The organism is Sphingorhabdus sp. EL138, from assembly GCF_945882965.1.
Lineage (GTDB): Bacteria > Pseudomonadota > Alphaproteobacteria > Sphingomonadales > Sphingomonadaceae > Sphingorhabdus_B.
Genome location: NZ_CAMCWY010000003.1, coordinates 1 through 23679, shown reverse-complemented (window position 1 = coordinate 23679; position 23679 = coordinate 1). Strand labels below are relative to the sequence as shown.

The window sequence follows — 23679 nt, the reverse complement described above, 5'->3', positions numbered from 1 at the left end:
AATCGCTTAGAATCTGCTTTTTGTGTGCCATCCAATCTGGCACGATACTTGATAAGCCATTCCAACCATCCGTGCGCGCGGAGCCTGTGCGTCACGCGCCATACAAGGAAATGCCATGAAAAAGATCGAAGCGATCATCAAGCCGTTCAAGCTGGACGAAGTGAAAGAAGCGCTGCACGAAGTTGGCGTATCTGGCATCACCGTGACCGAAGCGAAGGGCTTTGGCCGTCAAAAGGGCCATACCGAATTATATCGCGGCGCCGAATATGTCGTCGACTTCCTACCTAAGGTAAAGCTTGAGGTTGTCGTTGAAGACGGCCTTGCCGACCGCGTTGTTGAGGCGATTGCTGCAGCCGCCCAAACTGGTCGTATTGGCGATGGCAAGATTTTCGTTATTCCCGTTGAGACTGCGCTGCGCATCCGCACCGGCGAACGCGATAATGATGCCGTCTAAAAAATCCAAATCACTTAAGAAAGACAAGCGAAAGAAGGAACGCATTATGGGCACTTCAGCCAAAGACATCATCAAGCGCATCAAGGATGAGGAAATCGAGTGGGTCGATGTGCGCTTCACTGATCCCAAGGGCAAATGGCAGCATCTAACGATGTGCGCGGGCGTCATTGGCGAAGATGAATTGGAAGACGGCCTGATGTTTGACGGCTCGTCGATTGAGGGCTGGAAAGCAATCAACGAATCCGACATGATCCTGAAGCCTGATCTGGACGCAGTGTATGTTGATCCATTCTCAGCAACGCCGATGATGATTATCTTCTGCGATATTGTTGAGCCATCGACAGGCGAGCTGTACAGTCGCGACCCGCGTTCGACCGCCAAGCGCGCCGAAGCTTATCTGAAGACCACGGGCATTGGCGACACCGTCTATGTCGGCCCAGAAGCCGAATTCTTCATGTTCGACGATGTACGTTTTGAAAACAGCTACAACACGTCTTATTACAAGATTGACGATATTGAACTGCCCACCAACAGCGGCACGAAATATGAAAGCGGCAATATGGGCCACCGCCCGCGCGCCAAGGGCGGGTATTTCCCCGTCGCACCTGTCGACAGCGCAATGGACATCCGTGGCGAGATGGTTTCGACCATGTTGGAAATGGGCCTGCCATGCGACAAGCATCACCATGAAGTTGCCGCCGCCCAGCATGAGCTTGGCCTGACATTCGGTACGCTAACGCAGACTGCCGACCGTATGCAGATCTACAAATATGTCGTGCATCAGGTGGCGCACGCTTATGGCAAGACCGCAACGTTCATGCCAAAGCCTATCAAGGAAGATAATGGTTCAGGGATGCACACCCATTTGTCGATCTGGGAAGGCAAAACACCGCTCTTCGCAGGCGACGGCTACGCTGGTCTGTCGGAAATGTGCCTGTTTTTCATTGGCGGCATCATCAAGCATGCCAAGGCGATCAACGCATTTTCCAACCCGACCACCAACAGCTACAAGCGTCTTGTTCCCGGCTATGAAGCGCCTGTGTTGCTCGCCTATTCGGCGCGCAACCGCTCGGCATCATGCCGTATTCCTTATGGTGCCGGTGCCAAGGCAAAGCGCGTCGAAGTGCGCTTCCCAGACGCAATGGCGAACCCGTATCTTTGCTATGCGGCGCTGTTCATGGCGGGGCTCGACGGTATCCAGAACAAGATCCATCCGGGCGAAGCCATGGATAAGAACCTGTATGACCTGCCACCGGCAGAACTCGCGCAAGTTCCAACCGTTGCCGGCTCACTCCGCGAAGCGCTCGATTCATTGGCCGCTGATCACGACTTCTTGTTGAAGGGTGACGTGTTCTCCAAGGACCAGATTGAAAGCTATATCGAGCTCAAGATGGAAGACGTCGCCCGTTGGGAAATGACGCCAAGCCCAGTCGAGTTCGACATGTATTATAGCTACTGATGCTAACGCATCGGATTAGTGCTAAAGGCCCGGCGGTTGGGGGACTGCCGGGCCTTATTTTTTGGCTTTAATTGTTGCGCGCTTGACGTTCGCTTTGTTAAAAGCGTGTGGTCAGCCGATCCAAACGTCTCCGTATTGTCTGCTCTTCACGTGCCGTAAATCGGCCGTCCTGGTTGAATTGGCGGTTCTGCGCCTCAATCGCGGTCAGCTCACGACGCGCATATTGCGCACTTGCCCGGCTCATTTGCTGTGATTGCACCGAATCCCGAATATATTCGCGCATCCAGCTAATCCGGCTCGAAATATCCATCGGCATTTGGTTTAGGTCATATTGCCCCATGCTCGGACGATATTGGTTGTTCGAACGGTTATCATTGTTCTGGTAACTGCCTGGACGTGTTGAAACCCAGCGTCCCTGCGAGTCATAATAGCCATATGCACGGCCCGCGACCCAGCGGCCGTCGGTGGTATAATATCCTGGTTGTTCCACCGCGTTCCAATTGGCATTGTTTTCATTCGCATAGGCCGTGTCCCCCACAATCCAGCGGCCACGGGCGTCGTACCGTCCCTGTGTGGGGCCTGCAACCCAACGGCCGTTGGTGTCGTAATAGCCCGTCGCCGTGCCACCTACCCAACGATTGTTGCGGCCATAATAGCCAGCGGATGATGCCGGAATCCAATAGCCGTCACGGTCGACATAGCCTGCATTTGCGCGGTCGCCGTTCGCCGTGACCCATCGGCCATTGTCATAATATCCGTTTGGCTGGCCTTCAACCCAACTGCCGTTGCGATCATAATAGCCCCGTGCTTCGTTGGCGCTAACGCCCGTCGCATGCCAGCGGCCTTGTTCGTCATAATAGCCTTAAGCGGTGCGGCAGTCGCCCCGGTTCGATTTGGACACCTGATTGCCAATGACTGCACCGACGACAGCGCCGATTATGGAGCCTTCGGTCTTGTCGCCACGCCCAGCAATCACGTTGCCAAGCACGCCGCCCGCACCTGCGCCAACGGCTGTACCAATGATACGGCCACTGCCGTCACGGCGACAACCATCATCCTGTGCAGAGACCACAGAAGGGGTGAGGACAGCAAGTACAACACCTGCGAAAAATATCCGGCTTTTCATAAGAATCTCTTTTCACGTAATTGTTTCGTGAAAGCGTAATCGGTCCCAAGCCCGAATGTTCCCTTTCGCCACCGTTCGGTAATGTGCCCGTTAAGATGCCCAAGCCCCATTTGGTCCCGCCCCTCGCGTTGCCGCCATAACAATTCCTTCACCGCATTTGCCGCGGCGATACGGGGGTTCTCATGCGACACTGGCGCGCCGGCCTCCAGTTCGACGAACGAGCCGACCATTTGGAGCAATATAGGGAAAACATGTTATAAAGGATGGGTTGACACATCGAACGCATTGGTTAACATCTAGGCTCCCGACATCTTGAGTGGTGTCGCCAAAAGGGGGAGAGAAACGTGGAAAATCTAACTTTTGGCCAATATTCATTGGTCTATAATGCATTCTCATTTACATTTGCTACTATGGCAGCAGCAACGCTGTTTTTGTGGTTAGGTCGCTCGCAAGTAGCCCCAGCCTACAAAACCGCGCTTACCATTTCCGGCTTGGTTACAGCCATTGCCGCTTATCATTATTTCCGCATTTTCGAAAGCTGGGAAGGTGCATATACCGTTGAAGGCGGCGTAGTGGCTGCAAGCGGTTACGCGTTTAACGACGCCTATCGTTATGTCGATTGGTTGTTGACCGTGCCATTGTTGTTGATCGAACTGATCCTCGTGATGCGTTTGAGCCAAGACGAAACCGTATCGAAGTCGTTCAAGCTCGGTGGCGCAGCAGCGCTGATGATCATCTTGGGCTACCCAGGTGAAATCGCAACCGACATCCCAACCCGCGTATTGTGGGGCACATTGTCGGCAATTCCTTTTGTCTACATCATGTGGCAACTGTTTGCTGGTCTCGGTGCATCAATCAACAGCCAGCCAGAAAATGTGCGCGAACTGGTGAAGAAGGCACGTTTGTTGACCTTCGCATCATGGGGTTTCTACCCAATCGTATACATGATCCCTTACACCAACCTGAGCGGTTCGGACGTAACCGTGGGCGTACAAGTCGGCTACACAATTGCTGACTTGATCGCAAAGGCTGGCGTTGGCGTCTTGATCTACATGATCGCAGTACGCAAATCGCAAGCCGAATATGGTGATAAGGTCTAAGGTGAAGCACTGGACGTACGCCGCTTCGGCGGCGTATACTCCTGCATGACTGCAATACTATACCCGCATTCTGCAGGCGCAGCATTTTCAAAAATGCTGCGCCTGTTTGCGTTACCGGTGACTACACTGTTGCTGGTGATCATTGATCGCCTTTGGGGCGGTATGAACAGTACGTATGTCAATATGCTGGCTGCTGTCGCCATCGTACTTGCAGGAATCCCGCACGGAACGCTCGACGTTGAAATCGCCGCTGCCCATTTCGGGCAAAAAGGCATCGCTGGTAAAACAAGGATCATTGGCGGTTATCTGTTCTGCGCGGCATTTATGGTGCTCTTATGGATATTACTTCCTGAACTTGCACTCATCTCGTTTCTCATCATTTCAATCGTCCATTTCAGCCGTGATTGGCGCGGCGGAGTTGACCCATTTCTGGCCATGATGGTCGGATGGGCTTTAGTGGCATTGCCCGCGCTTGCCAGCCCTGACGATGTCGCCATGATATTCGCAGCGCTGACCGGCAGCGATAATGGCGCAGTGATTGCCGCATTGCTTGGTGCGGCGTCGGTCCCGGCGGCCTTGGGCAGCCTCGTTTTTGCTTATTGGGCATTTGGCCATGATGACAAGCAAAGCGCGTTGGAGGTGGTTTCCTGCATCGTCGCCGCCTTTTTACTGCCGCCACTTGTGGCATTTGCAATATTCTTTTGCGGGCTCCATTCGCCGCGGCATATGGCCGACGCGTTACGCGAGACAGGCGACCTGTCACCATTGAAGAAGACCGCTATCATTTGCGCGGTATTCGCTTTGTCGTTGGGCCTCGGTGTATTGATGTTCCTGTATCAGGGCGATGTTCCCGCTGACATGGGCATCATCCGGACCGCCTTCATTTTGATATCCACGCTCACCTTCCCGCATTTCATTCTTGAACATATTCTGTCGGACAAAAATCCCGCATAAAATCCGCCTGTTCAACGCCCTTGCCTCAATGGGCAAAGCACGGCACATCATGCGGGTCTTAATCGGGAGTATATTATGAAATTCCGTGCCTTCATGCTGTGCGGCAGCATTGCCCTCGTCGCCCTTTCACCAGCGGCGCATGCCAAATTATCTGCACCCGAGACCAAAATGATCGCGACCGTCGACGCGGAATATGAGCGATCCATCACCCTGCTTGAAAAGCTGGTGAACCAGAATTCGGGCACCATGAATTTTCCCGGCGTAAAGACCGTCGGCGACATGATGCGGGCCGAACTGGAGCCGCTGGGCTTCACGGTGGAATGGATCGATATGGCAAAAGCAGGTCGTTCGGGGCATCTCGTCGCGACCAAGGCGGGCAAGAAGGGCACGAAGAAACTGTTGCTCATTGCCCATCTCGACACGGTGTTTGAGGCAGATAGCCCATTCCAGACCTTTGTTCGTAATGGCGAGCAAGCGATCGGCCCAGGTGCAGGCGATGACAAGGGCGGCATGGTCGTCATCGTGTCTGCTTTGCGGGCGATGCAAGCGGCTGGTACGCTCAAGGACGCAAGCATAGAAATCCATATGACGGGGGATGAGGAGGATGCCGGCGACCCGATTGACATCACCCGTGCGCCGTTGATCGCAGCAGGGAAAACCGCCGACGTGGCGCTCGATTTTGAAGGGCTTTCGATTGAAAATGGCAAGGATATGGGCGTTATATCGCGGCGTTCGTCCAATAGTTGGAAATTGGAAGTGTCCGGCGTCACGGGACACAGCTCCCTGATATTCGACACCACTTATGGCGATGGCGCAGCTTTTGAACTTGCGCGCATCCTGCACCGATTCCGTACGGAACTGCCAGAGCAGAGCCTGACGTTTAACGTCGGCTTAGTTGCCGCCGGGCAGGAAGTGAACTTTGATACAGACGGCGTCCGCGTAAGCGCAAAGGGCAAGACCAACATCATCCCCGGCTTGGCCATTGCGCGCGGCGATTTCCGGACGTTGTCCGAAGAACAAAGCGCACGTGTCCGTACAAAAATGCTGGATATTGTTGCCGTATCGGCCCCCAAAACGACAGCGACGATCAGCTTTGATCCGGGAAGCTATCCCGCAATGGCGCCGACGGATGGCAACAAGGCGCTGCTGGCTGGTCTTAATGCCGTCAACCGCGACCTCGGGCTTGCGGAACAGGCCGTGCTTGACCCGTTGAAGCGCGGTGCTGGCGATATCAGCTTCGTCGCCAATGATGTGGATGGACTTGTCGGCCTTGGCGTCCGCAGCAAGGGCGACCACGCGCCCGGCGAGACCGTCGATCTGGCGAGCATCAAGCGTCAAGCAAAGCGGGCGGCCATATTGATGACGCGGCTTTCCCGCGGGAAGTAGCGTTGCTGGAGGCCATTGCACGGCTCATTTGACAGGAGCGCTCGCGCCCAACTACCGTCGTCCCAGCGCAGGCTGGGACCCATCACGTCTGTCGGCCGAAAACGAAAGGCGCGATAGGCTCCAGGCTACGCTGGAGCGACGGCTCCGGTTTATGGCCCATAAAACCCATGGCCCTGCGTTTCAGACCCCGGTGGCTGGACGTAAGCCAAAGAAAAAGGCGGCGCATTTCTGCACCGCCCTTTCCATGTCGATTAGTTCTAAGTCTTTAGACTACCGTCCCTGACGCGACGCCTTACCGAAGACGCGATATTGTTCGTTGCCGACAAATCCGAACTTCGTAATGCCGCTGCGCTTTACAGAAACCAGTGCCTTGTCAACGGTGTCATAAGGCGCCGTTGGGGCTGGCTGGAACTGAAGCTCTGGCTCGGGTTTCATCGAACGAGTCCGCACCAGATATTGCTCCATCTGCTGCATTGTCACGGGTGTGCCATTCCATTGGATGCTGCTGTCTGGAAGAATGATGATCTTGTTAATAACAGGATCGATCGGAACGTCCGGCGGTGGCGCATTAGGATCGTTGACCGGAAGGTCGATATTTACGGCGTGCGAAACCGGGGGGATGGTGATCATCAGCATGATGAGGAGAACGAGCATGACGTCGATCAACGGCGTCGTGTTCATTTCCATCATCGGCTGGCCATCATCGTTACCGCCACTCATTGCCATGATGATTGCTCCTTAAATTGCTTACTGGACATTCGCGTTTTCGAATGGCGACGAAATGAAGCCAACGCGCGCGAAACCAGCCATTTGCATGGTGTAAATTGCACCACCGATGCAACGATAGGGCGTGTTGATGTCACCACGGATATGCGCCTCAGGCAACATTTCGGGTAGAATTTGACCGGCGGCAGCAGCTTCCGGGCCACCGAGCTTTTCAAATTCGGCCTTCAGATGCTTTGCAGCACGATCGACCAATTCAGTCGAATCAACCGGGGTAACATTCCAGTAAATGCGGCACTCACCATTGGGGTTTGCACCTTCATACGCCGGATCACCCGGGTCACGTCCGGCGACATCAGTAGTCGTCACTGACAACAAAACATTTTCACGCTTTGCTTTCGTCGGCTCAAACTTGATGATCGGAATGTCCATTTTCACCGTTTGAATGGCGACTGGAATTGCGATGAGGAACACGATGAGGAGCACCAGCATGACGTCGACGAGCGGCGTCGTGTTGATGTCAGACATTGGCGCATCACTGCCGCCGCCTCCTGAACTGATTGCCATTGGCCAATCCTCTTCTAACTAAATTGGGTCAAAAATCGAGCGCCAGCACATTCTGGCGGATGGGCTGCGCGCAAACGCAGCCCTCACCCAATCTTACTTCTTAACCGCTGCGGGCGCTGGCTTGCCTGGTGCGGCTGCAGCGATCGCAGGCTTTACGCGACCACCCGAAGAGATGTGACCAAGCACATCGTTCGAGAAGGTAGCCAAGCTACGTGCGATCGTCTTGTTACGGGCCTGAAGCCAGTTATACGCAAGAACAGCAGGAACAGCAACGAACAGACCAATTGCGGTCATGATCAATGCTTCACCGACAGGACCAGCAATCTTACCGATGTCGGCCTGACCAGCGATACCGATTTTGATCAGCGCCGAATAGATCCCGATAACCGTACCAAGCAGACCAACGAACGGAGCAGTTGCACCAACGGTTGCGAGGAACGGAAGGCCGCCCGCAAGCTTGTTGTTGATGGAATCTTCCGACCGCGCCATCGCTCCATGCAACCAATCATGAGCTTCGATTGGGTCAGTCAAAAGGCTATGCTGCTTTTGCGCAGCGATGCCGTCGTCGACGACTTGACGATATGCGCTGTTCTTGTCGAGCTTTGCAGCACCTTCTTCAAGCGTTGCAGCGCGCCAGAATTGCGCGCGGACTTCTTTATACTGGTTCAGAACCTTCTGCTGTTCAAACAGCTTAGTGAACATGATGTAAAACGAGAAAACCGACATGATAACCATGACGATAAAGATCGACCATGAAATTGGGCCGCCTTCGTTAAGCGCAGGGATAAGACCGAATTGTGCGGCCACATCTGGGTTTGCGGCACCCGCCGCAGTCAGAAACAAAATCGACATTTTAACTACCTCTCAAAAAATAGAACTATCTAGCAAAATAGACCCGGCGCGAAGGCTCCCCCTTTGCCGGGTCGTAAAATTATTTCGGTATCTGCCAACGTACGCGGTTTGCGTAGGAGCCTTGAACCTTTTCACCATTACGAACGGCAGGTTCAAAGCGCGCACGACGCTTTACGTTGGAGCAAGTTGCCGCGTCCAAATCGTCGTGACCACTGGACTGCGTTACAGTGCAGTCGACCACGCGACCATCGACGCCGATCGTGACACGGAAGCTAGTGGTGCCTTCACGCTCCTGCTGCAAGGCACGCGACGGATAGTCGTTCGTGTTTGCCCAGTTGCCCGGATTACCCCGTGGCTTCGCTTCAGATGTTGGCCCAGCCGGTGCCGGTGGCGGTGGTGCTGGTGGCGCAGCCGTAGGCACGATTGGTGCAGAAGGTGGCGGCGTAGCAACGGTACGAATCGTTGGCGGCGGCGTCACCGTTTGAACCAATGGCGGAGGCGAGACAACGGGTGGCTCGATCTGCTTTTCAGGCTCGGGTGGTGGCTCTTCTTCTTCGGGTGGCTCTTCTTCCTTCACGTCCACAACAGTCATCTTTTCCTTAATGATCGTGACCGCATCATATGCAAGGCCAGTCACCAAGGCATAACCCAGGAACGCGTGCAGAAGGAGTACAATGACGACAGAAACCAAACGGTTTGTGCTCATCCCATCTTGATCAGCATATGCCATGCAGAAACAACTCTCCTACCTTCAAAACAACACAGTACGCTTTGGGAGCATGCTTGAACATGCCACCGATGTACGCTCACGATATCGAATTCTATTTTTTTTTGCTCGATTCACCGATGCATTAGCCAACCCTTAGTGCCCAAGCAATCCGGATTCTTCGATTAAGATGCAATTCATGGATGGGTAGGCAATATCCTACAATATGATAGAGGCATAAACGAAGTCCACGGACGGTCAAAAAAAGGATGATGAATGCGATTCGTGCATGCAAAAACGGGTTTATGCTTGATTTTAGTAGGCCTCAGCGCGGCAACTTCGGCGCAAGCTCCACGTGACCTGCCGCCGTCCTTTGTAATCGAGGCCGATACAGCAAGCTATGCAGATATTGCCGATTTGGTCGTGATATCGCCTCTTATTGTCGATGTGACCGTTCGAAATGTCCGAAAATTGTCTGCTGAACAATCGGTAGGTGTCCCAGCCTCGCTCGAACGCAACCTAGTTGAAGCCGAAGTCATGGCGTTGATTCGCGGCGAAGGCGGCATCACCCCGCGCGTCCGCTTCCTGCTCGATGTGCCAAAAAACGCGAAAGGAAAAATTCCTAAACTGCAAAAACAACGCATATATCTGTTTGGCCGACAGGTGACTGGTCGACCCGGCGAAATCCAACTGGCACGACCAAATGCGTTGGCTTTGTTTAGCATAACGAATGATGCGCTCGTCCGCGCCATCACGAAAGAGGCTGTCCAAGTTGATGCGCCGCGACGCATTACCAGCGTGAGCAGCGCCTTTCACAGCGCCGGGACTATTTTGGGGGAAGGCGAAACGCAGATTTTCTTGAAAACAGATAATGACCAGCCGCTATCGCTCACGATATTGAGCCGTCCGGGCCAGCAAAGGCAATGGGCCGTCTCAACAGCCGAAGTCATTGACGCGTCAGCAACCGCACCGCAGCGTTTTACCTTATTATGGTATCGCCTCGCATGCGGTCTTCCGCGCGCTCTGCCTTCTGACCGGGTTGAAGGCGCATCCAATGCAAATACCGCCCGCGCGCAGGCTGACTATAAATTTGTGATCGATTCGCTTGGGCCATGCGGGCGCAAGCGGTGAAGATACCGTAAGTGCATACGGGGCTGCATTACCCACCCATGTCGTAATTCTCGCGAAAGCTGCCCTTAGCGCGATGCGCCCGGCACCCACAATATATCGCCACCGCGTGTTGCGTTAATCAAACGGCACAATGTGAAGAGATAGTCCGACAGACGGTTGAGGTAATGCAATGCGTGCGGGTTGATCGCCACTTCAAGCGATGCGGCGACAACTGCGCGCTCGGCGCGACGCGCTGTTACCCGCGCCATATGCATCTGCGCGGCTGGCAAGCTGCCGCCCGGCAGGATGAAACTTGTCAGCGGCGGAAGTTGCGCATTGGCATTATCAATCGCTGTCTCAAGCCATTCAACCTGAGACGCAATTATCCGTAGCTCCATCGGTGAAGGTTCGAAACTCTCCCCCGGCGTCGCAACATCCGCACCTAAATCAAACAGGTCGTTTTGGATCCGGCGCAGTTCCTTGACCAAGGGCGTATCGCCCTCATCTGTGGCAAATGATTGGATCGCAACGCCCAGCGCGCAATTGGTTTCATCGATTTCGCCAATGGCATGCAACCGCGAGGCCGTTTTCGACACACGAGAGCCATCGACTAGGCCCGTGGTGCCGTCATCGCCAGTCCGCGTGTAAATTTTGTTGAGCTTAACCATCAGCGCTCTGCTTATTGCGATCCGGCAACAAGTACCAAAACAGCAATCAACGCGACGGTAATTGCCTGCCACTTCACACGTGCAAACATCATCTTGTTCTGAACCGCCAGTGATTTGGGCAGGCCGGCCTCGTCCACATCGGCCGGACGTAGATTGGCAAAAGCATGCAATCCGCGGATTAACGCGAAAGCAACGGCACCAGCGGCACCAATGATGAGGAGAACCAACAATATAGTCATCGGGAGAAGTCCTTGTTCAGGGCCAATACCCCGTTACCGCCTATCTAGGCATCCGATAGGGAGATTCCAAGCGGAAGCGTTCGGTGACGCAAATTATCTATGAGTTCGGTGCCGCTTTCGCCTGCCAATCGGCGGGCGGACAAAGCGGGTGAGGATTTGCTCTTCGCCAGTTTTTCGCCTGTGCTGTCCAGCAAGAGCGGGTGATGCCAATAGACTGGCTCCGGCAAGTCCAGCAGCCTCTGCAGCAGTCGATGCATGGCGGTATAGGCGAACAAGTCCTTGCCGCGCACCACATAGGTTATGCCATCACCGGCATCGTCCACGGTCGCGGCAAGATGATAAGATGCTGGCGCGTCCTTGCGCCATAATATGACATCGCCAAATGCCATTGGGTCTGCAAATTGCTGCCCCGCCGCCAAATCCATCCACATCAGCGGGCCGACCAAGTCCACGGCCTTTTTTATGTCGAGGCGCCAGCTAAATGGCGCATCTCCCACAAAGGGCTGGTCCCGGCAGGTGCCCGGATAATGCGGGCCGTCAGGGCCATGGGGCACCGGCTTATGCTTTAACGCCTCGGAGATGTCGCCTCTGGTGCAGCCGCAGCGATATAACAGGCCAGCGGCGTTCAGCCGATCACGCGCGGCCACATAACGGGCGGTGTGTTGCGATTGGAACTGCACATCACCGTCATGCGCAAGCCCCAGCCATTGCATATCGGCAATGATCGCTTCGACATGCTCGGGCCGACTGCGCGTCCCGTCAATATCCTCGATCCGAAGGCGAAACTGACCACCAAAGGCGCGCGCAAATTCATGGGCACATAGCGCCGAAAAGGCATGCCCCATATGCAACTGCCCATTGGGACTCGGGGCAAATCTGGTGACCACCGTGCCCTTCGGCTCGACGATCTGGCCCAGATAGGAAGAGATTAACTCTAACGCTGTCAAAAAATTATCCCCAATAATACCATATTAGGTAGCTTTACCCTATTGACGTCACAATATGTATAAATAGGTTGGCGACTGTCAGAATGCTGTAACGCTGATAGGCTTAAAGCATGTATGACAAAAGAGGAGTAGGGTTCGACTGATGTTGCATACCGGAACTTTCGAGGCGGCGGGCCGGGCAAGGCACCCGGAAAATTGCCCTGCGCTTGTGCTGAATGCGGATTACACTCCATTAAGCTATTATCCGCTGAGCCTTTGGCCTTGGCAGGCCGCAATTAAGGCGGTTTTCCTCGACAAGGTCGACATTGTCTCCAACTATGACCGGTATGTGCATAGTCCAAGTCTGGACATGAAAATTCCGTCGGTGATTGCGCTACGCCAATATGTGAAGCCGTCCGAATATCCCGCATTCACTCGTTTCAACTTGTTCCTGCGCGACAAATTTGAATGCCAATATTGCGGGTCGGGTGACAATCTGACCTTTGACCATATCGTCCCACGTCGCTTGGGCGGCATTACCAGCTGGGAAAATGTCACCACCGCCTGTTTGCACTGCAACCTTAAAAAGGGCGGCCGCACACCAAAGCAGGCGCATATGCAACTCAACATGGCAGCGATCCGGCCGACAAGCTGGCAATTGCAAGACCGGGGCCGCGCGTTTCCGCCGAACCATCTGCATGAAACATGGCACGACTGGTTGTACTGGGATATTGAGCTGCAGGGCTAAGCCCTTATTTCGTGACCGTTAAAGCAGGCACGGCGCGTGCCGCATCTTCCGGCGTAATTCCCGGTGGCGGGGCAGCAGCGATCCGTTCTTCGCCGCGCATGACACGGCCCGCGCGCTTTATCGCGCCGTGCAACCGTGGATAAATGCCGCAGCGGCACAGATTGGTGATCGCGGCGTCAATTTCAGCATCGGTGGGATTGCTGTTTTTCTTCAGCAACACCGACGCCGCCATGATGACGCCGGAGATGCAAAAGCCGCATTGCGGGACATTGCTGGCGACAAATGCCTGTTGCAACGGATGGCTACGGTCACGGCTCAGGCCCTCAATCGTCGTGACAAAGCGTCCCTCCGCCTCGGCTATGGTCACAAGGCAGGAACGGATCGCCTCACCATCAATTTCGACCATGCATGCACCGCAATCGCCAATGCCGCAGCCATATTTGGTGCCCGTTAAGTTCGACGCGTCGCGCAACGCCCACAATAACGGCGTTTGCGGGTTCATCTTATATTGGACGGGACGGTCGTTGACGGTGAATTTGGTCATGCAGGCATTGCCTGTAAGTGGCCTTGAAAAACCGTCAATATAAAACCGCAGTCCTGAGCCGCCAGCGCGAAGGCGCTGGCGAAAGTCGAAGCGCGCTTTTCCGCCGAGCAACGCGCTAGACTGTTAAGCGTTCTTCTAAGGACGCAGTTGCTTCGCAACGGCTGCTCAGGGCTAGGGTCATTTGGTCGACGTCAAATCAATCCCGCCAGCTTTTGTCGATTTGGTCGGCCTTGCGCACCATCGCATCAAATTCAACACGGCCAGAACCTCCGGGGGGCGATGCCATATACAAATCGCGCTGGTGCACGGCGATAACTTCGGGCGACACCGTGATAGGCTTACCCATTTGCAGCGTCGCCATCTGATGCTCGCACGCGCGCTGGAGCGCCCAATATTTGATAAAGGCGTCCGGGAGCGTCTTACCCATGACGACAGGGCCATGGTTGCGCAGCATCAATATCCGCTTGTCGCCGAGATGTTCGACCAGCCGCACGCCCTCTTCCTCGCGCACGGTGACGCCTTCAAAGTCATGATAGGCCAATTGACCCATGAAGTTGCATGCATAGAAGTTCACAGGCTGCAAGCCGCCTTCAAGGCTGCACACGGCTACGGTTGCGGTGGTGTGCGTGTGGATGATCGCATGTGCGTCAGGCAAGGTGCGATGGAACAGGCTGTGCTGGACAAAACCCGCTTTGTTCACATGCCACGGGTTATCGACATCGATCTTGTTGCCATCAATATCAATTTTTATGAGGCTCGATGCCGTAATTTCACCGAAATGCATGCCATAAGGGTTAATCAAAAACGCGTCGTCCTCGCCAGGCACTTTGACCGTAATGTGGTTGAACACAAGCTCATCCCAACCAAACATCGAAAATATCCGGTAACAGGCCGCAAGCTCCTGCCGCGCGTTCCATTCCACCTCGCTATATTTGCTATTCGACTTTAATTGGGTAGCCATATGCTCTCTCCTCCTCTTGCGTTGCGTTGCATTATGAAACGAACAAGGCGTGAGGGCAAGTATTAGGCGATTGGACAAAAGGTGATAATTTTGTCGCTAGTTACCGCGCCAAGACCGCAACCAAGCCCTCAAAAAGCGCCATTTCCGCTTGATATTTGGCGGCGACATGGGTAAGGGCCACAGCAACACGCCGCCTGTCAGCGCGGCTTTTTTCGTCTTTAGCCTTTCAAAATGGCGGTATTAAGCCATTTTGCCGATTCGATGCGGAGTTAAGTTTTTTATGCAAATCATGGTTCGCGACAATAATGTTGATCAGGCCCTACGCGCGCTGAAGAAGAAGCTGCAGCGTGAGGGTGTGTATCGCGAAATGAAGCTTCGTCGTCATTTTGAAAAGCCATCGGAAAAGCGCGCGCGTGAAAAGGCTGCTGCTGTCCGTCGCGCACGCAAGATGGAGCGTAAGCAACAGGAACGTGACGGCGCCAAATAGGCGTCGGCGATCTGCAACAAAGAAAGCGCCTTCCACTGGCGCTTTTTTTTGTGTCTAGAATCCGCGCCGCTTTCTGCTAGTTAGCGCGCAACCCAGCCAATAGGAATTTCTGCATGTCTGTCACCGCCGTCCCCATTCAGCCTCTTAAAAAAGGTTCGCTCACCAAATATTGGGCTGCGATTGCGTTGGTTCTAGCCGCCGGTGGCGGTCTTGCATATTGGGGTACCAGCGACGTGCGGCAGGAATTTGGCGGCTTTGTGACGACGCCATCTGGCCTGCGCTACAAAATTATGGAAGCTGGCGAAGGCCCCAAGCCTTCGGACAATGACGTGGTCCTCGTGAGTTATAAGGGCATGTTGAAGGACGGTACGGTTTTTGACCAAAACCCGCAAGCTGGCTTTCCTGTCACGGGCGTTGTCCCCGGCTTTTCCGAAGGCCTGAAAATCATGCAGCGCGGCGGTAAATATCGTCTGTGGATTCCAGCTGAGCTTGGCTATGGTCCAGAGGATCAGCGCAACCCGCAAACAGGCGAAGTTGCCATTCCGGGCGGAAGCGAACTGACATTCGATGTCGAGCTGCTCGAGTTCAAGTCGCGCGCCGAGATCGAAGCAATGCAAAAGCAGATGCAGGAGATGCAGCAGCAGCAAGGCGGCGCAGGTGGCCAAGCCGGCGGCGCACCCCAAGGCCTGCCACCCGAAATTCAGGCACAAATCGACGCCCGAATGCGCGGTCAGTAATTGCGGGGGGTTAGACCCCCTGCAACAGCCCCTCATCCTTGATCCGCTTTTGCCAATAAGCGGGCGCTAATTGGTGGACATTGTTGCCGTCGCTATCGACCGCAACAGTGACGGGGAAATCATGCACTTCAAATTCGTAGATGGCTTCCATGCCTAAATCTGCAAAGCCAACGACTTTACTGCCCTTAATGGCGCGGGCGACGAGATAGGCGGCGCCGCCAACAGCCATCAGATAGGCGCTCCTATGCTTGGCGATAGCTTGCGTTGCCGCCGGGCCGCGTTCGGCCTTGCCAACGCAAGCGAGTAGGCCTTGCTCAAGCATCATATCCATGAACTTGTCCATGCGCGTGGCCGTGGTTGGCCCTGCCGGTCCGACGATCTCTTCGCCAACCGGATCAACAGGCCCGACATAATAGATCATCCGCCCCTTGAAGCTGACGGGCAGTTCTTCGCCCTTGGCCAGCATATCGGCAATGCGCTTATGGGCGGCGTCGCGGCCAGTCAGCATCTTACCGTTGAGAAGCAAGCGGTCGCCCTGTTTCCAGCCGGCCACAATCTCCGGGGTCAACATATTGAGGTCGACACGGATTGCCGCTGCGTCGGGTTTCCAATCCACCTTGGGCCATTCGTCCAACTTTGGCGCCTCGAGATAGGCAGGGCCAGCCCCATCCATCGTGAAGTGGGCGTGGCGCGTGGCCGCGCAATTGGGAATCATGGCAACGGGCTTGCCCGCGGCATGACAGGGCGCATCCATGATCTTCACATCCAGGATGGTGGAAAGCCCGCCAAGCCCTTGCGCGCCAATGCCAAGCGCATTGACCTTGTCAAAAATCTCGATGCGCATAGCTTCAATGTCGTTCTGCGGCCCACATGCTTTCAATGGTCCCATGTCGATGGGCTCCATCAAGGCTTGTTTGGCCAGCAACACGCAATGTTCCGCTGTACCGCCAATGCCAATGCCCAACATGCCGGGCGGGCACCAGCCAGCGCCCATTTGCGGCAGCATCTCCACGACCCAATCTACTATATTGTCCGACGGGTTCATCATCTTGAACTTCGACTTATTCTCGCTACCGCCGCCCTTGGCGGCAACGTCGATGGACACTTTGGAACCAGGGACGAGGTCAACATGCAGGACGCACGGCGTATTGTCCTTGGTATTGCGCCGTGTAAAGGCGGGGTCTGCAAGCACCGACGCGCGCAGCTTGTTTTCAGGGTGTAAATAGGCGCGGCGGACGCCTTCGTCGATCACGTCCTGCAAAGATGTGGAGCTATCCTCCAAACGGCAATCCATTCCCCATTTGACGAAGACGTTAACAATGCCCGTATCTTGGCAAATCGGGCGATGCCCCTCTGCGCACATGCGGCTATTGGTTAGGATCTGCGCGATGGCATCCTTGGCAGCAGGCGATTGCTCCGCTTCATACGCGTCGCCCAAGGCCCGGATATAATCCATCGGGTGAAAGTAGCTGATATATTGCAACGCGTCGGCCACGCTTTCGATCAAGTCGGCATTGCGGATGATTACAGTCATATCGGCCCCTACGCTTTCAGTATGACATGCCCCTTAACGCGCTGGAGCGCCTATTCAAGCGTCATTGCAAATCCTAGTTTGCAGGCACGGCCAGAACGCCGAATATGTGCCCCCAACCGATATATTCATTTTGGCATGTAAAAAATATACATGTCTCCGTTTTTCATCTTGCGCTCTGAATTTCACTTAGGAAGTCCGCGCGTCGCTTGTTGTTACGACGCGCCAAGGTGCGATGAATGGAATCACATGAGCGACGAATTGAGATCGGGATTTTACATTTACCCCTTGCGTCTAAGAATGAATAAGGCACAATGGGTAGCGGGTGGCCATAGGGGGCATTACCACAGTTTGTGCTTTATGCTTAAGCAGACGAATGTGTCGGCGGGGGCATTTTTTCCCGTCGATAAGCTGGGGACAAGTCAAAATACTGCCCCTGACAAGGTCAAAAAATGCTAACAGGGAGTTTCGTGCCCTGAGTCGAACAATATGGGAACATCGGTTCCCGCCAAGATACAGCTGGTCGCTGGATGTCGGAAAACCGACAATCAGTTTCAGGGTGCCGCAATGAACGGAGCTACAGGTTAAAATGGATTTCAGGGATACAGGCCAAGGGGCGGACGACATGACCGCAGGAATGATGACGGATATGCTTGAAAAAGTAGCTGAAGCGGCAAAGGCGCAGATCGTTGAAGCCAAGACGCCTGCGTCAAGCAAGTCCGTTGACGTACGTCGTTTCAATGTCGTCACAGATTCTTCACGTGATGCCTTGTTGACCGAGTTCGGCAAGGACACGTTGCAGGATCGTTATTTGCTGCCCGATGAAAGCTATCAGGACCTTTTCGCACGCGTTGCGTCGGCTTATGCCGATGACGAGGCGCATGCGCAGCGTCTTTACGACTATATTTCGCGCCTGTGGTTCATGCCGGCAACGCCCGTATTGTCCAATGGCGGCACGGGCCGTGGTCTGCCGATTAGCTGCTATCTGAACTCAGTCGATGACAGCCTTGAAGGCATCGTCAACACTTGGAACGAAAATGTCTGGCTCGCGTCGCGCGGCGGCGGCATTGGCACCTATTGGGGCAATGTCCGTGGCATTGGTGAGCCTGTTGGCCTGAATGGCAAGACCAGCGGCATCATTCCGTTTGTCCGCGTGATGGACAGCCTGACACTTGCGATTTCGCAAGGTTCGCTGCGTCGTGGCTCTGCGGCGTGCTATCTGGACGTTAGCCACCCTGAAATCGAAGAGTTCCTCGAAATCCGCAAACCATCTGGCGACTTCAACCGTAAGGCGTTGAACCTGCACCATGGCGTATTGCTGTCCGACGAATTTATGGAAGCCGTCCGCGCTGGCGAAGAATTCCACCTGCGCAGCCCCAAGACAGGCGAAATCCGCAGCACTATCGATGCCCGTTCCTTGTTCCAGAAACTGGTGGAAACCCGCCTTGCAACTGGCGAACCCTATATCATCTTCAGCGACACCGTGAACAACGCGATGCCAAAGCATCACCGCGATCTGGGGCTGAAGGTCTCGACATCGAACCTGTGTTCGGAAATCACTTTGCCTACCGGGCGTGACCATTTGGGCAATGACCGGACGGCCGTATGCTGCCTGTCGTCGCTGAACCTTGAAAAATGGGACGAATGGAACGGCGATAAGGTCTTTATCGAAGACGTGATGCGCATGCTCGACAATGTACTTCAGGATTTCATTGATCGTGCGCCGGCCGAAATGTCGCGTGCGAAATATTCGGCGGGACGTGAACGCTCCATCGGTCTTGGCGTCATGGGCTATCACAGCTTCCTACAATCCCGCGGCGTTGGCTTTGAAAGCGCGCTTGCCAAATCATGGAACATGAAGTTTTTCAAACATGTCCGCGCGCAAGTGGATGAGGCATCGATGATGCTCGCCAACGAACGTGGTGCCTGCCCCGACGCTGAAGAAATGGGCGTGATGGAGCGCTTCTCCTGCAAGATGGCGATTGCACCAACCGCATCGATTTCGATCATCTGCGGCGGCACCAGCGCGTGCATTGAACCGATCCCGGCAAATATCTACACGCACAAGACCTTGTCGGGCAGCTTCATCGTCAAGAACCCCTATCTCGAAAAACTGTTGCAGGAAAAGTCGAAGGATTCGACCAATGTCTGGAACAGCATTTTGGAAAAGGGCGGCTCGGTCCAGCATCTCGATTTCCTCACGCCAGAGGAAAAGGACACGTTCAAAACCAGCTTCGAAATCGACCAGCGTTGGTTGATTGAACTGGCCGCCGACCGCACGCCGTTTATCGACCAAGCAACCTCGCTGAACCTCTACATCCCTGCCGATGTGGAAAAATGGGACCTTCTCATGCTCCACTTCCGCGCTTGGGAATTGGGCGTGAAGTCGCTATATTATCTGCGTTCGAAATCCATTCAGCGTGCCGGTTTTGCCGGCGGGGTTGAGGCGGACAATACCGCCGAAGCCCCCGTCATCGAGCTGGCGGCCCAAACCGATTATGAAGAATGTTTGGCCTGTCAGTGACGTCGCCCCAGCGTAGGCTGGGGCCCATTACGTCTCGCAGTCGAAACCGATAGGCGAGATAGGCTCCAGCCTCCGCTGGAGCCACGAGAAAACAAATAAGGGGCAAATCCCCGCATATCTCCCCAACGGGAGCTAAAAATTGGAGCATAGAAGATGTCATTGTTAGAAGCGCGCAACAGCTACAAGCCCTTTGAATATCCATGGGCCTATGACTTCTGGAAACGTCAGCAGCAGATCCATTGGTTGCCCGAAGAAGTGCCCTTGGGAGAGGATTGCCGCGATTGGGCGCAGAAGCTTTCGGATCACGAACGCAACCTGCTCACACAAATCTTCCGCTTCTTCACACAAGCCGATATCGAGGTGCAGAATTGCTACCACGAAAATTACGGCCGCGTTTTCAAGCCAACTGAAGTCAAGATGATGCTGACCGCGTTCTCCAACATGGAAACTGTCCACGTCGCGGCCTACAGCCATTTGCTCGACACCATCGGCATGCCCGAGTCCGAATATTCGGCGTTCCTCGAATATGAAGAAATGGCGGCGAAGGTCGATTATATCCACCAATTCGGCGTCGACACCGACGAAGATATCGCGCGCACGCTCGCCATGTTCGGCGGCTTTACCGAAGGCCTGCAATTGTTCGCATCTTTCGCGATGCTAATGAACTTCCCGCGCTTCAACAAGATGAAGGGCATGGGCCAAATCGTATCCTGGTCAGTCCGCGACGAATCGCTGCATTGCGAAGGCATTACCAAACTGTTCCACGCGTTCTGCGCCGAACGTGGCTGCCTCACCAAGTCGGTGCGGGAAGACATTATCGATTGCTGTCAGAAGGTCGTCCGTCTGGAAGATAACTTCATCGACCTCGCGTTCGAAATGGGCCCAGTCCCCGGCATGACCGCCAAGGAAATCAAACGCTATATCCGCTACATCGCCGATTGGCGCTTGGGCCAGCTTGGTTTTCAACCCATCTACATGGTCGAAGACCACCCGCTGCCATGGCTCGCGCCATTGTTGAACGGCGTCGAGCACGCCAACTTCTTCGAAACCCGCGCCACCGAATATAGCAAGGCGTCAACACGCGGCGATTGGGGCCAAGTGTGGAGCAGCTTTGACAACCGCAAAAAGAGAGACGTCAGCGAAATTATCGCCGCCGAAAATGACGGCATGGATATGTTCGAACAGGCTGGGGTTGCTGCGGAGTAAGCCTTCTCTATGATCTGACGTATACGTCATAGCATTAGACATTTACCCTGCCGCGCTTCTGAAAAGAGGCGCGGCAGTTTTTTGTGCGCATTCTGTCCGGATGCGGAGGGCGGCCTGCGCCAGTTCCCCCTTCCCCGCTTGCGCGTTTCGTGCAAGACTTGCCTTATGATCCTTCAGCTTGCTGTTTCCACCTTCATGGTGCTGCTTACTGTGGTTATCCATGGTGGCGGGCTGGCCATTTTTGGGCGGATGTTACGCGGTGAGGTGCAGGTGGAGCTCGCGCATCATGTGCCAGGATTCTCGTTGCGGACGATGGGTTTTACGCTGGCGCTGGTGCTGGCGCTGTTCGTTCTCCATGGCGTCGGGATTTGGCTCTACGCTTTTCTATATGAAGGCCTTGGCGCGGTTGTGGATCTTGAGACCGCTGTGTATTTTTCAACGATAAGCTATGCCGGTATTGGCTTTGACGACCGCTACATCGCGCCCGAATGGCGCCTTGTCGCGGCGATTGAGGGGATTAATGGCTTGCTGTTGCTTGGCTGGTCGACCGCCTTTTTTGTAACGATTGTTGCGCGGCTCGGGCGGCGATAGGCGCTTATCAGCACCAGCTGCGCCTGCCGCCTTTATAATATCGGGCGAGTCCTTCTTCGACCAATATATCGCCAAGGCTTTTCCCACCGCGCGTGAGGATGCGCAATTTGCGGCCATAGCGATCTTCATCGCGGTTGATGCTTTGCAGCGTGAAGGGACCGGCATTCACCAGCTGAAGCATCCGCCGCGTAGCCGCAGCGCCGAGTTTTGCCTCTGCTGGGCATTTCGGTTGATGCGTTTCGGGCGTATCAATATCGGCAATGCGGATCTTGGTTCCGCGATACCAAATCGTATCGCCATCCACGACGCAGTTGGTGCCGCCATCATTATGGCAGATCACGAACGAAGCCGCTTCGGTGTCGGCGGGACGTGCGGCGAAGGCAGCGACGCCGCCAATCGGGGCTATGCCGAATAACGTCCAGCCACCCCCAAAAATGGCAACAGACAGCATCAACATAAGCGAGCGAAACCGAGTCATAGTGCACTGGACCTTTGCGCGTGACCACCGACCGAGCGCGTTGGATGCCGCGTAAAAGCGGGCACCTTAACTTGAAACTTGGGCGGCGTTGCCACGCGATACCATGATTTACATATATGGCTCAACCGGTGTTGAAGTCATGGTGCGTTAGGTCTGATATGGACCTAAAAGCTTGCCCTCACGCCACGAATTGGACATGACTGCGGCATGGACAATAGGCAGCACCCGCGCACCGCATTTAAGATACTGACCGCCGCGCAATGGGCGCAGTTTGAGGCGGAAGGACTGTTTAAGGGCGCGCCCGTGGACCTTGCCGACGGCTATATCCATTTATCGACAGCAGATCAGGTGCAGGGCACGTTGGACAAGCATTTTGCGGGGCAAAGCGGGCTTGTGATCGCTGAAGTTGATCTCGCCCCGCTACAGTCGCTGATCAAATGGGAGGTGTCCCGCGGGGGCGCGTTGTTCCCGCACATCTATGGTGACTTGCCGATGACCGCAATCATTGGGCATGTGCCGCAGATCAAAGCGCGATAGAATTGGCCGCACCGTAAACGGCCCAGACGCTTGTGTGGATGGCGCATCAACGCCTCAGGAAAGCCGGTTCGCGTCAGTAATTATTCCGGGGTCGGTTGCCGCGGCTGTCGACGTCGTCGGGTTCCCGCGCTGCCTCTCCTAATGTTTCTGGTTCGTCATCATCGTTACGCTCACCGCGATAGGCGTCCATGTCGATCCGTCCGCTGCGTTCCATCTGGTTCATATGGTCAACGACGTCCTGTGCGTCATCGGGGTCGATCTGTGCCGGGTTGGTTGGCCCGCCGTGCCTGCTTTCATGGGCAGAGGCGCGATCGGCAATGCCACCTATGGCATCGTCGGACACGGTTTGCGCCTGCGCGGCTTCATCATCTTGTTCGCTGTTGAAGGTTTCAGGCGCGGCGCCGATGGGGCGGCTATTGTCTGTCGGGGTCAAAGGCGCATCCTTTCCTGTTAGGAAGGTACAAACGCCATTGTGGAACTGCGGTTCCCTCGGAACGTTCAGCCGTGCCAGTGAAAGGCTATAGCGCTTTCGCCCGTGCATGTGCCGGTGCTGTCGAAACGCCGTTCCAGTATATGTCCTGCCCCATCCTGATCCACCGCCAATATTGTGCTGCATCGCGTGCCATAAACTGGATTGCGGATGAAAATGGGGTGCGGGTTGTCGGGCAGGTCATGGGCATCTGCGAGATCGTCAAAGAGTGCCGCTGGATCGTCCGCTGCGCCATTAAGCCATATCTGGAGCGCATGGTTTAATCGCTCTTTGCGCGGCCAGCGTTCGCCCTTGACAGCATTAGAAAGGCCGTGGACTCCGTCGCCTAATGATATTCTCAGGTCCAATGGACGGTTCGACAGATATTGCAGACCTTTTTGGTCGCCAATCAGCAGGTTAAACGGGTTAAACGCAGCCATTGTCTCCGGCACATCACCGCTGGCCAGCCAGTCCGTCACCAAGGCACCGCGCGACGCTTTCTGGGGATCCGGGCCTTCGGGGTCTCGCACGTTGGTCACAATGCCGAAGCGCCCATTGCGGCTTACGCCCATCCATGTGCCTTGGGATGAGATGTC

29 protein-coding genes are annotated in these 23679 nt (G+C 55.0%); 13 read left to right on the top strand and 16 right to left on the bottom strand.

Annotation, left to right across the window (positions count from 1 at the left end; all coding sequences use genetic code 11):
- The first annotated feature begins 115 nt into the window (after nt 1–115).
- Entirely contained in the window at nt 116–454 is a 339-nt protein-coding gene (locus Q0N43_RS01845) for a P-II family nitrogen regulator (protein ID WP_125231011.1), read from the top strand.
- Between the two features lie 46 nt (nt 455–500).
- The gene (glnA, locus tag Q0N43_RS01840; protein ID WP_295441638.1) at nt 501–1913 is read left to right on the top strand and encodes a type I glutamate--ammonia ligase; all 1413 of its coding nucleotides are present in this window, start codon (nt 501–503) and stop codon (nt 1911–1913) included.
- Nucleotides 1914–2010: 97 nt separating this feature from the next.
- Here glnA and Q0N43_RS01835 read toward each other — a convergent pair whose 3' ends face one another.
- From Q0N43_RS01835 to Q0N43_RS01825, 3 genes are all read right to left on the bottom strand, one after another.
- Nucleotides 2011–2451, bottom strand: coding sequence for a hypothetical protein (locus tag Q0N43_RS01835; protein ID WP_295441635.1), 441 nt, complete (start codon nt 2449–2451; stop codon nt 2011–2013).
- An 89-nt stretch (nt 2452–2540) separates the two neighbouring features.
- Nucleotides 2541–2708: a hypothetical protein gene (locus tag Q0N43_RS01830; RefSeq protein WP_295441632.1), complete on the bottom strand. Its 168-nt coding sequence runs from the start codon at nt 2706–2708 to the stop codon at nt 2541–2543.
- Nucleotides 2709–2775: 67 nt separating this feature from the next.
- Entirely contained in the window at nt 2776–3039 is a 264-nt protein-coding gene (locus tag Q0N43_RS01825; RefSeq protein WP_295441629.1) for a glycine zipper 2TM domain-containing protein, read from the bottom strand.
- 344 nt (nt 3040–3383) lie between these two features.
- Here Q0N43_RS01825 and Q0N43_RS01820 point away from each other — a divergent pair, with 344 nt between their 5' ends.
- The 3 genes from Q0N43_RS01820 (at nt 3384) to Q0N43_RS01810 (ending at nt 6479) form a co-directional block, all read left to right on the top strand.
- On the top strand, nt 3384–4139 hold the full coding sequence (locus tag Q0N43_RS01820) for a bacteriorhodopsin-like (protein ID WP_295441627.1): 756 nt from the start codon (nt 3384–3386) through the stop codon (nt 4137–4139).
- Between the two features lie 45 nt (nt 4140–4184).
- The gene (locus tag Q0N43_RS01815; RefSeq protein ID WP_295441625.1) at nt 4185–5093 is read left to right on the top strand and encodes a Brp/Blh family beta-carotene 15,15'-dioxygenase; all 909 of its coding nucleotides are present in this window, start codon (nt 4185–4187) and stop codon (nt 5091–5093) included.
- 75 nt (nt 5094–5168) lie between these two features.
- Nucleotides 5169–6479: a M20/M25/M40 family metallo-hydrolase gene (locus tag Q0N43_RS01810; protein WP_295441622.1), complete on the top strand. Its 1311-nt coding sequence runs from the start codon at nt 5169–5171 to the stop codon at nt 6477–6479.
- Between the two features lie 270 nt (nt 6480–6749).
- Here Q0N43_RS01810 and Q0N43_RS01805 read toward each other — a convergent pair whose 3' ends face one another.
- The 4 genes from Q0N43_RS01805 to Q0N43_RS01790 all read right to left on the bottom strand — a co-directional run bounded on the left by Q0N43_RS01805 (nt 6750) and on the right by Q0N43_RS01790 (nt 9351).
- Complete coding sequence (locus Q0N43_RS01805) at nt 6750–7205, bottom strand: biopolymer transporter ExbD (RefSeq protein ID WP_295441619.1); 456 nt, start codon at nt 7203–7205, stop codon at nt 6750–6752.
- Between the two features lie 21 nt (nt 7206–7226).
- Nucleotides 7227–7769, bottom strand: a complete 543-nt coding sequence (locus Q0N43_RS01800) for a biopolymer transporter ExbD (RefSeq protein WP_295441617.1) — start codon at nt 7767–7769, stop codon at nt 7227–7229.
- Nucleotides 7770–7862: 93 nt separating this feature from the next.
- Nucleotides 7863–8621: a MotA/TolQ/ExbB proton channel family protein gene (locus Q0N43_RS01795; RefSeq protein WP_295441615.1), complete on the bottom strand. Its 759-nt coding sequence runs from the start codon at nt 8619–8621 to the stop codon at nt 7863–7865.
- A 79-nt stretch (nt 8622–8700) separates the two neighbouring features.
- A complete protein-coding gene (locus tag Q0N43_RS01790; protein ID WP_295441613.1) occupies nt 8701–9351 on the bottom strand; it encodes an energy transducer TonB in 651 nt (216 codons plus the stop codon).
- A 285-nt stretch (nt 9352–9636) separates the two neighbouring features.
- On the opposite strand from Q0N43_RS01790, the gene Q0N43_RS01785 reads away from it, so the two are divergent.
- Complete coding sequence (locus Q0N43_RS01785; protein ID WP_295441610.1) at nt 9637–10458, top strand: hypothetical protein; 822 nt, start codon at nt 9637–9639, stop codon at nt 10456–10458.
- 65 nt (nt 10459–10523) lie between these two features.
- On the opposite strand, the gene Q0N43_RS01780 is transcribed toward Q0N43_RS01785, so the two are convergent.
- Genes Q0N43_RS01780 through gluQRS form a run of 3 tightly spaced genes read right to left on the bottom strand, consistent with a single transcriptional unit; the run spans nt 10524 to nt 12231 of the window.
- Nucleotides 10524–11105, bottom strand: coding sequence for a cob(I)yrinic acid a,c-diamide adenosyltransferase (locus tag Q0N43_RS01780; RefSeq protein WP_295441607.1), 582 nt, complete (start codon nt 11103–11105; stop codon nt 10524–10526).
- Nucleotides 11106–11116: 11 nt separating this feature from the next.
- On the bottom strand, nt 11117–11344 hold the full coding sequence (locus Q0N43_RS01775; RefSeq protein ID WP_295441604.1) for an HIG1 domain-containing protein: 228 nt from the start codon (nt 11342–11344) through the stop codon (nt 11117–11119).
- 44 nt (nt 11345–11388) lie between these two features.
- Nucleotides 11389–12231 carry a tRNA glutamyl-Q(34) synthetase GluQRS gene (gene gluQRS, locus Q0N43_RS01770; RefSeq protein WP_295441958.1) on the bottom strand — a complete coding sequence of 281 codons (843 nt, stop codon included), beginning with the start codon at nt 12229–12231 and terminating at the stop codon, nt 11389–11391.
- Between the two features lie 202 nt (nt 12232–12433).
- Here gluQRS and Q0N43_RS01765 point away from each other — a divergent pair, with 202 nt between their 5' ends.
- Nucleotides 12434–13018 (top strand): HNH endonuclease, encoded by a 585-nt coding sequence (locus Q0N43_RS01765; protein ID WP_295441601.1) that lies wholly within the window; start codon nt 12434–12436, stop codon nt 13016–13018.
- A 4-nt stretch (nt 13019–13022) separates the two neighbouring features.
- On the opposite strand, the gene Q0N43_RS01760 is transcribed toward Q0N43_RS01765, so the two are convergent.
- Both Q0N43_RS01760 and Q0N43_RS01755 read right to left on the bottom strand, forming a co-directional pair.
- A complete protein-coding gene (locus tag Q0N43_RS01760) occupies nt 13023–13562 on the bottom strand; it encodes a (2Fe-2S)-binding protein (RefSeq protein ID WP_295441598.1) in 540 nt (179 codons plus the stop codon).
- Nucleotides 13563–13758: 196 nt separating this feature from the next.
- Nucleotides 13759–14523 (bottom strand): class II aldolase/adducin family protein, encoded by a 765-nt coding sequence (locus Q0N43_RS01755; protein ID WP_295441595.1) that lies wholly within the window; start codon nt 14521–14523, stop codon nt 13759–13761.
- A gap of 280 nt (nt 14524–14803) precedes the next feature.
- Here Q0N43_RS01755 and rpsU point away from each other — a divergent pair, with 280 nt between their 5' ends.
- Nucleotides 14804–15010, top strand: coding sequence for a 30S ribosomal protein S21 (rpsU, locus tag Q0N43_RS01750; RefSeq protein ID WP_125231027.1), 207 nt, complete (start codon nt 14804–14806; stop codon nt 15008–15010).
- A gap of 113 nt (nt 15011–15123) precedes the next feature.
- On the top strand, nt 15124–15747 hold the full coding sequence (locus Q0N43_RS01745; protein ID WP_295441589.1) for an FKBP-type peptidyl-prolyl cis-trans isomerase: 624 nt from the start codon (nt 15124–15126) through the stop codon (nt 15745–15747).
- A 10-nt stretch (nt 15748–15757) separates the two neighbouring features.
- On the opposite strand, the gene Q0N43_RS01740 is transcribed toward Q0N43_RS01745, so the two are convergent.
- Nucleotides 15758–17281 (bottom strand): fumarate hydratase, encoded by a 1524-nt coding sequence (locus Q0N43_RS01740; RefSeq protein ID WP_295441586.1) that lies wholly within the window; start codon nt 17279–17281, stop codon nt 15758–15760.
- A gap of 586 nt (nt 17282–17867) precedes the next feature.
- On the opposite strand from Q0N43_RS01740, the gene Q0N43_RS01735 reads away from it, so the two are divergent.
- The 3 genes from Q0N43_RS01735 (at nt 17868) to Q0N43_RS01725 (ending at nt 21599) form a co-directional block, all read left to right on the top strand.
- Complete coding sequence (locus tag Q0N43_RS01735; RefSeq protein WP_295441583.1) at nt 17868–19802, top strand: ribonucleoside-diphosphate reductase subunit alpha; 1935 nt, start codon at nt 17868–17870, stop codon at nt 19800–19802.
- Between the two features lie 153 nt (nt 19803–19955).
- Nucleotides 19956–21008 carry a ribonucleotide-diphosphate reductase subunit beta gene (locus Q0N43_RS01730; protein WP_295441580.1) on the top strand — a complete coding sequence of 351 codons (1053 nt, stop codon included), beginning with the start codon at nt 19956–19958 and terminating at the stop codon, nt 21006–21008.
- A 165-nt stretch (nt 21009–21173) separates the two neighbouring features.
- The gene (locus tag Q0N43_RS01725; RefSeq protein ID WP_295441578.1) at nt 21174–21599 is read left to right on the top strand and encodes an ion channel; all 426 of its coding nucleotides are present in this window, start codon (nt 21174–21176) and stop codon (nt 21597–21599) included.
- Between the two features lie 7 nt (nt 21600–21606).
- Here Q0N43_RS01725 and Q0N43_RS01720 read toward each other — a convergent pair whose 3' ends face one another.
- Nucleotides 21607–22077: a thermonuclease family protein gene (locus tag Q0N43_RS01720; RefSeq protein ID WP_295441576.1), complete on the bottom strand. Its 471-nt coding sequence runs from the start codon at nt 22075–22077 to the stop codon at nt 21607–21609.
- Nucleotides 22078–22284: 207 nt separating this feature from the next.
- On the opposite strand from Q0N43_RS01720, the gene Q0N43_RS01715 reads away from it, so the two are divergent.
- Complete coding sequence (locus Q0N43_RS01715) at nt 22285–22614, top strand: DUF952 domain-containing protein (protein ID WP_295441574.1); 330 nt, start codon at nt 22285–22287, stop codon at nt 22612–22614.
- A gap of 73 nt (nt 22615–22687) precedes the next feature.
- On the opposite strand, the gene Q0N43_RS01710 is transcribed toward Q0N43_RS01715, so the two are convergent.
- Nucleotides 22688–23047 (bottom strand): hypothetical protein, encoded by a 360-nt coding sequence (locus Q0N43_RS01710; protein ID WP_295441571.1) that lies wholly within the window; start codon nt 23045–23047, stop codon nt 22688–22690.
- A 65-nt stretch (nt 23048–23112) separates the two neighbouring features.
- A partial coding sequence (locus tag Q0N43_RS01705; protein ID WP_295441568.1) for an NRDE family protein occupies nt 23113–23679 on the bottom strand: 567 nt, incomplete at its 5' end.

Excerpts from the sequence above, each read along its gene's own strand:
- Q0N43_RS01815 (WP_295441625.1), top strand. The coding sequence starts at position 4,185 with ATGACTGCAATACTATACCCGCATTCTGCAGGCGCAGCATTTTCAAAA.
- Q0N43_RS01730 (WP_295441580.1), top strand. The coding sequence starts at position 19,956 with ATGTCATTGTTAGAAGCGCGCAACAGCTACAAGCCCTTTGAATATCCA.
- Q0N43_RS01805 (WP_295441619.1), bottom strand. The coding sequence starts at position 7,205 with ATGGCAATGAGTGGCGGTAACGATGATGGCCAGCCGATGATGGAAATG.
- Q0N43_RS01845 (WP_125231011.1), top strand. The coding sequence starts at position 116 with ATGAAAAAGATCGAAGCGATCATCAAGCCGTTCAAGCTGGACGAAGTG.
- Q0N43_RS01825 (WP_295441629.1), bottom strand. The coding sequence starts at position 3,039 with ATGAAAAGCCGGATATTTTTCGCAGGTGTTGTACTTGCTGTCCTCACC.
- Q0N43_RS01780 (WP_295441607.1), bottom strand. The coding sequence starts at position 11,105 with ATGGTTAAGCTCAACAAAATTTACACGCGGACTGGCGATGACGGCACC.
- Q0N43_RS01755 (WP_295441595.1), bottom strand. The coding sequence starts at position 14,523 with ATGGCTACCCAATTAAAGTCGAATAGCAAATATAGCGAGGTGGAATGG.
- Q0N43_RS01775 (WP_295441604.1), bottom strand. The coding sequence starts at position 11,344 with ATGACTATATTGTTGGTTCTCCTCATCATTGGTGCCGCTGGTGCCGTT.
- Q0N43_RS01725 (WP_295441578.1), top strand. The coding sequence starts at position 21,174 with ATGATCCTTCAGCTTGCTGTTTCCACCTTCATGGTGCTGCTTACTGTG.
- Q0N43_RS01760 (WP_295441598.1), bottom strand. The coding sequence starts at position 13,562 with ATGACCAAATTCACCGTCAACGACCGTCCCGTCCAATATAAGATGAAC.
- Q0N43_RS01720 (WP_295441576.1), bottom strand. The coding sequence starts at position 22,077 with ATGACTCGGTTTCGCTCGCTTATGTTGATGCTGTCTGTTGCCATTTTT.
- Q0N43_RS01765 (WP_295441601.1), top strand. The coding sequence starts at position 12,434 with ATGTTGCATACCGGAACTTTCGAGGCGGCGGGCCGGGCAAGGCACCCG.
- Q0N43_RS01810 (WP_295441622.1), top strand. The coding sequence starts at position 5,169 with ATGAAATTCCGTGCCTTCATGCTGTGCGGCAGCATTGCCCTCGTCGCC.
- glnA (WP_295441638.1), top strand. The coding sequence starts at position 501 with ATGGGCACTTCAGCCAAAGACATCATCAAGCGCATCAAGGATGAGGAA.
- Q0N43_RS01830 (WP_295441632.1), bottom strand. The coding sequence starts at position 2,708 with ATGATCGCAACGGCAGTTGGGTTGAAGGCCAGCCAAACGGATATTATG.
- Q0N43_RS01740 (WP_295441586.1), bottom strand. The coding sequence starts at position 17,281 with ATGACTGTAATCATCCGCAATGCCGACTTGATCGAAAGCGTGGCCGAC.
- Q0N43_RS01745 (WP_295441589.1), top strand. The coding sequence starts at position 15,124 with ATGTCTGTCACCGCCGTCCCCATTCAGCCTCTTAAAAAAGGTTCGCTC.
- Q0N43_RS01800 (WP_295441617.1), bottom strand. The coding sequence starts at position 7,769 with ATGGCAATCAGTTCAGGAGGCGGCGGCAGTGATGCGCCAATGTCTGAC.
- Q0N43_RS01715 (WP_295441574.1), top strand. The coding sequence starts at position 22,285 with ATGGACAATAGGCAGCACCCGCGCACCGCATTTAAGATACTGACCGCC.
- rpsU (WP_125231027.1), top strand. The coding sequence starts at position 14,804 with ATGCAAATCATGGTTCGCGACAATAATGTTGATCAGGCCCTACGCGCG.
- Q0N43_RS01790 (WP_295441613.1), bottom strand. The coding sequence starts at position 9,351 with ATGGCATATGCTGATCAAGATGGGATGAGCACAAACCGTTTGGTTTCT.
- Q0N43_RS01735 (WP_295441583.1), top strand. The coding sequence starts at position 17,868 with ATGGATTTCAGGGATACAGGCCAAGGGGCGGACGACATGACCGCAGGA.
- Q0N43_RS01795 (WP_295441615.1), bottom strand. The coding sequence starts at position 8,621 with ATGTCGATTTTGTTTCTGACTGCGGCGGGTGCCGCAAACCCAGATGTG.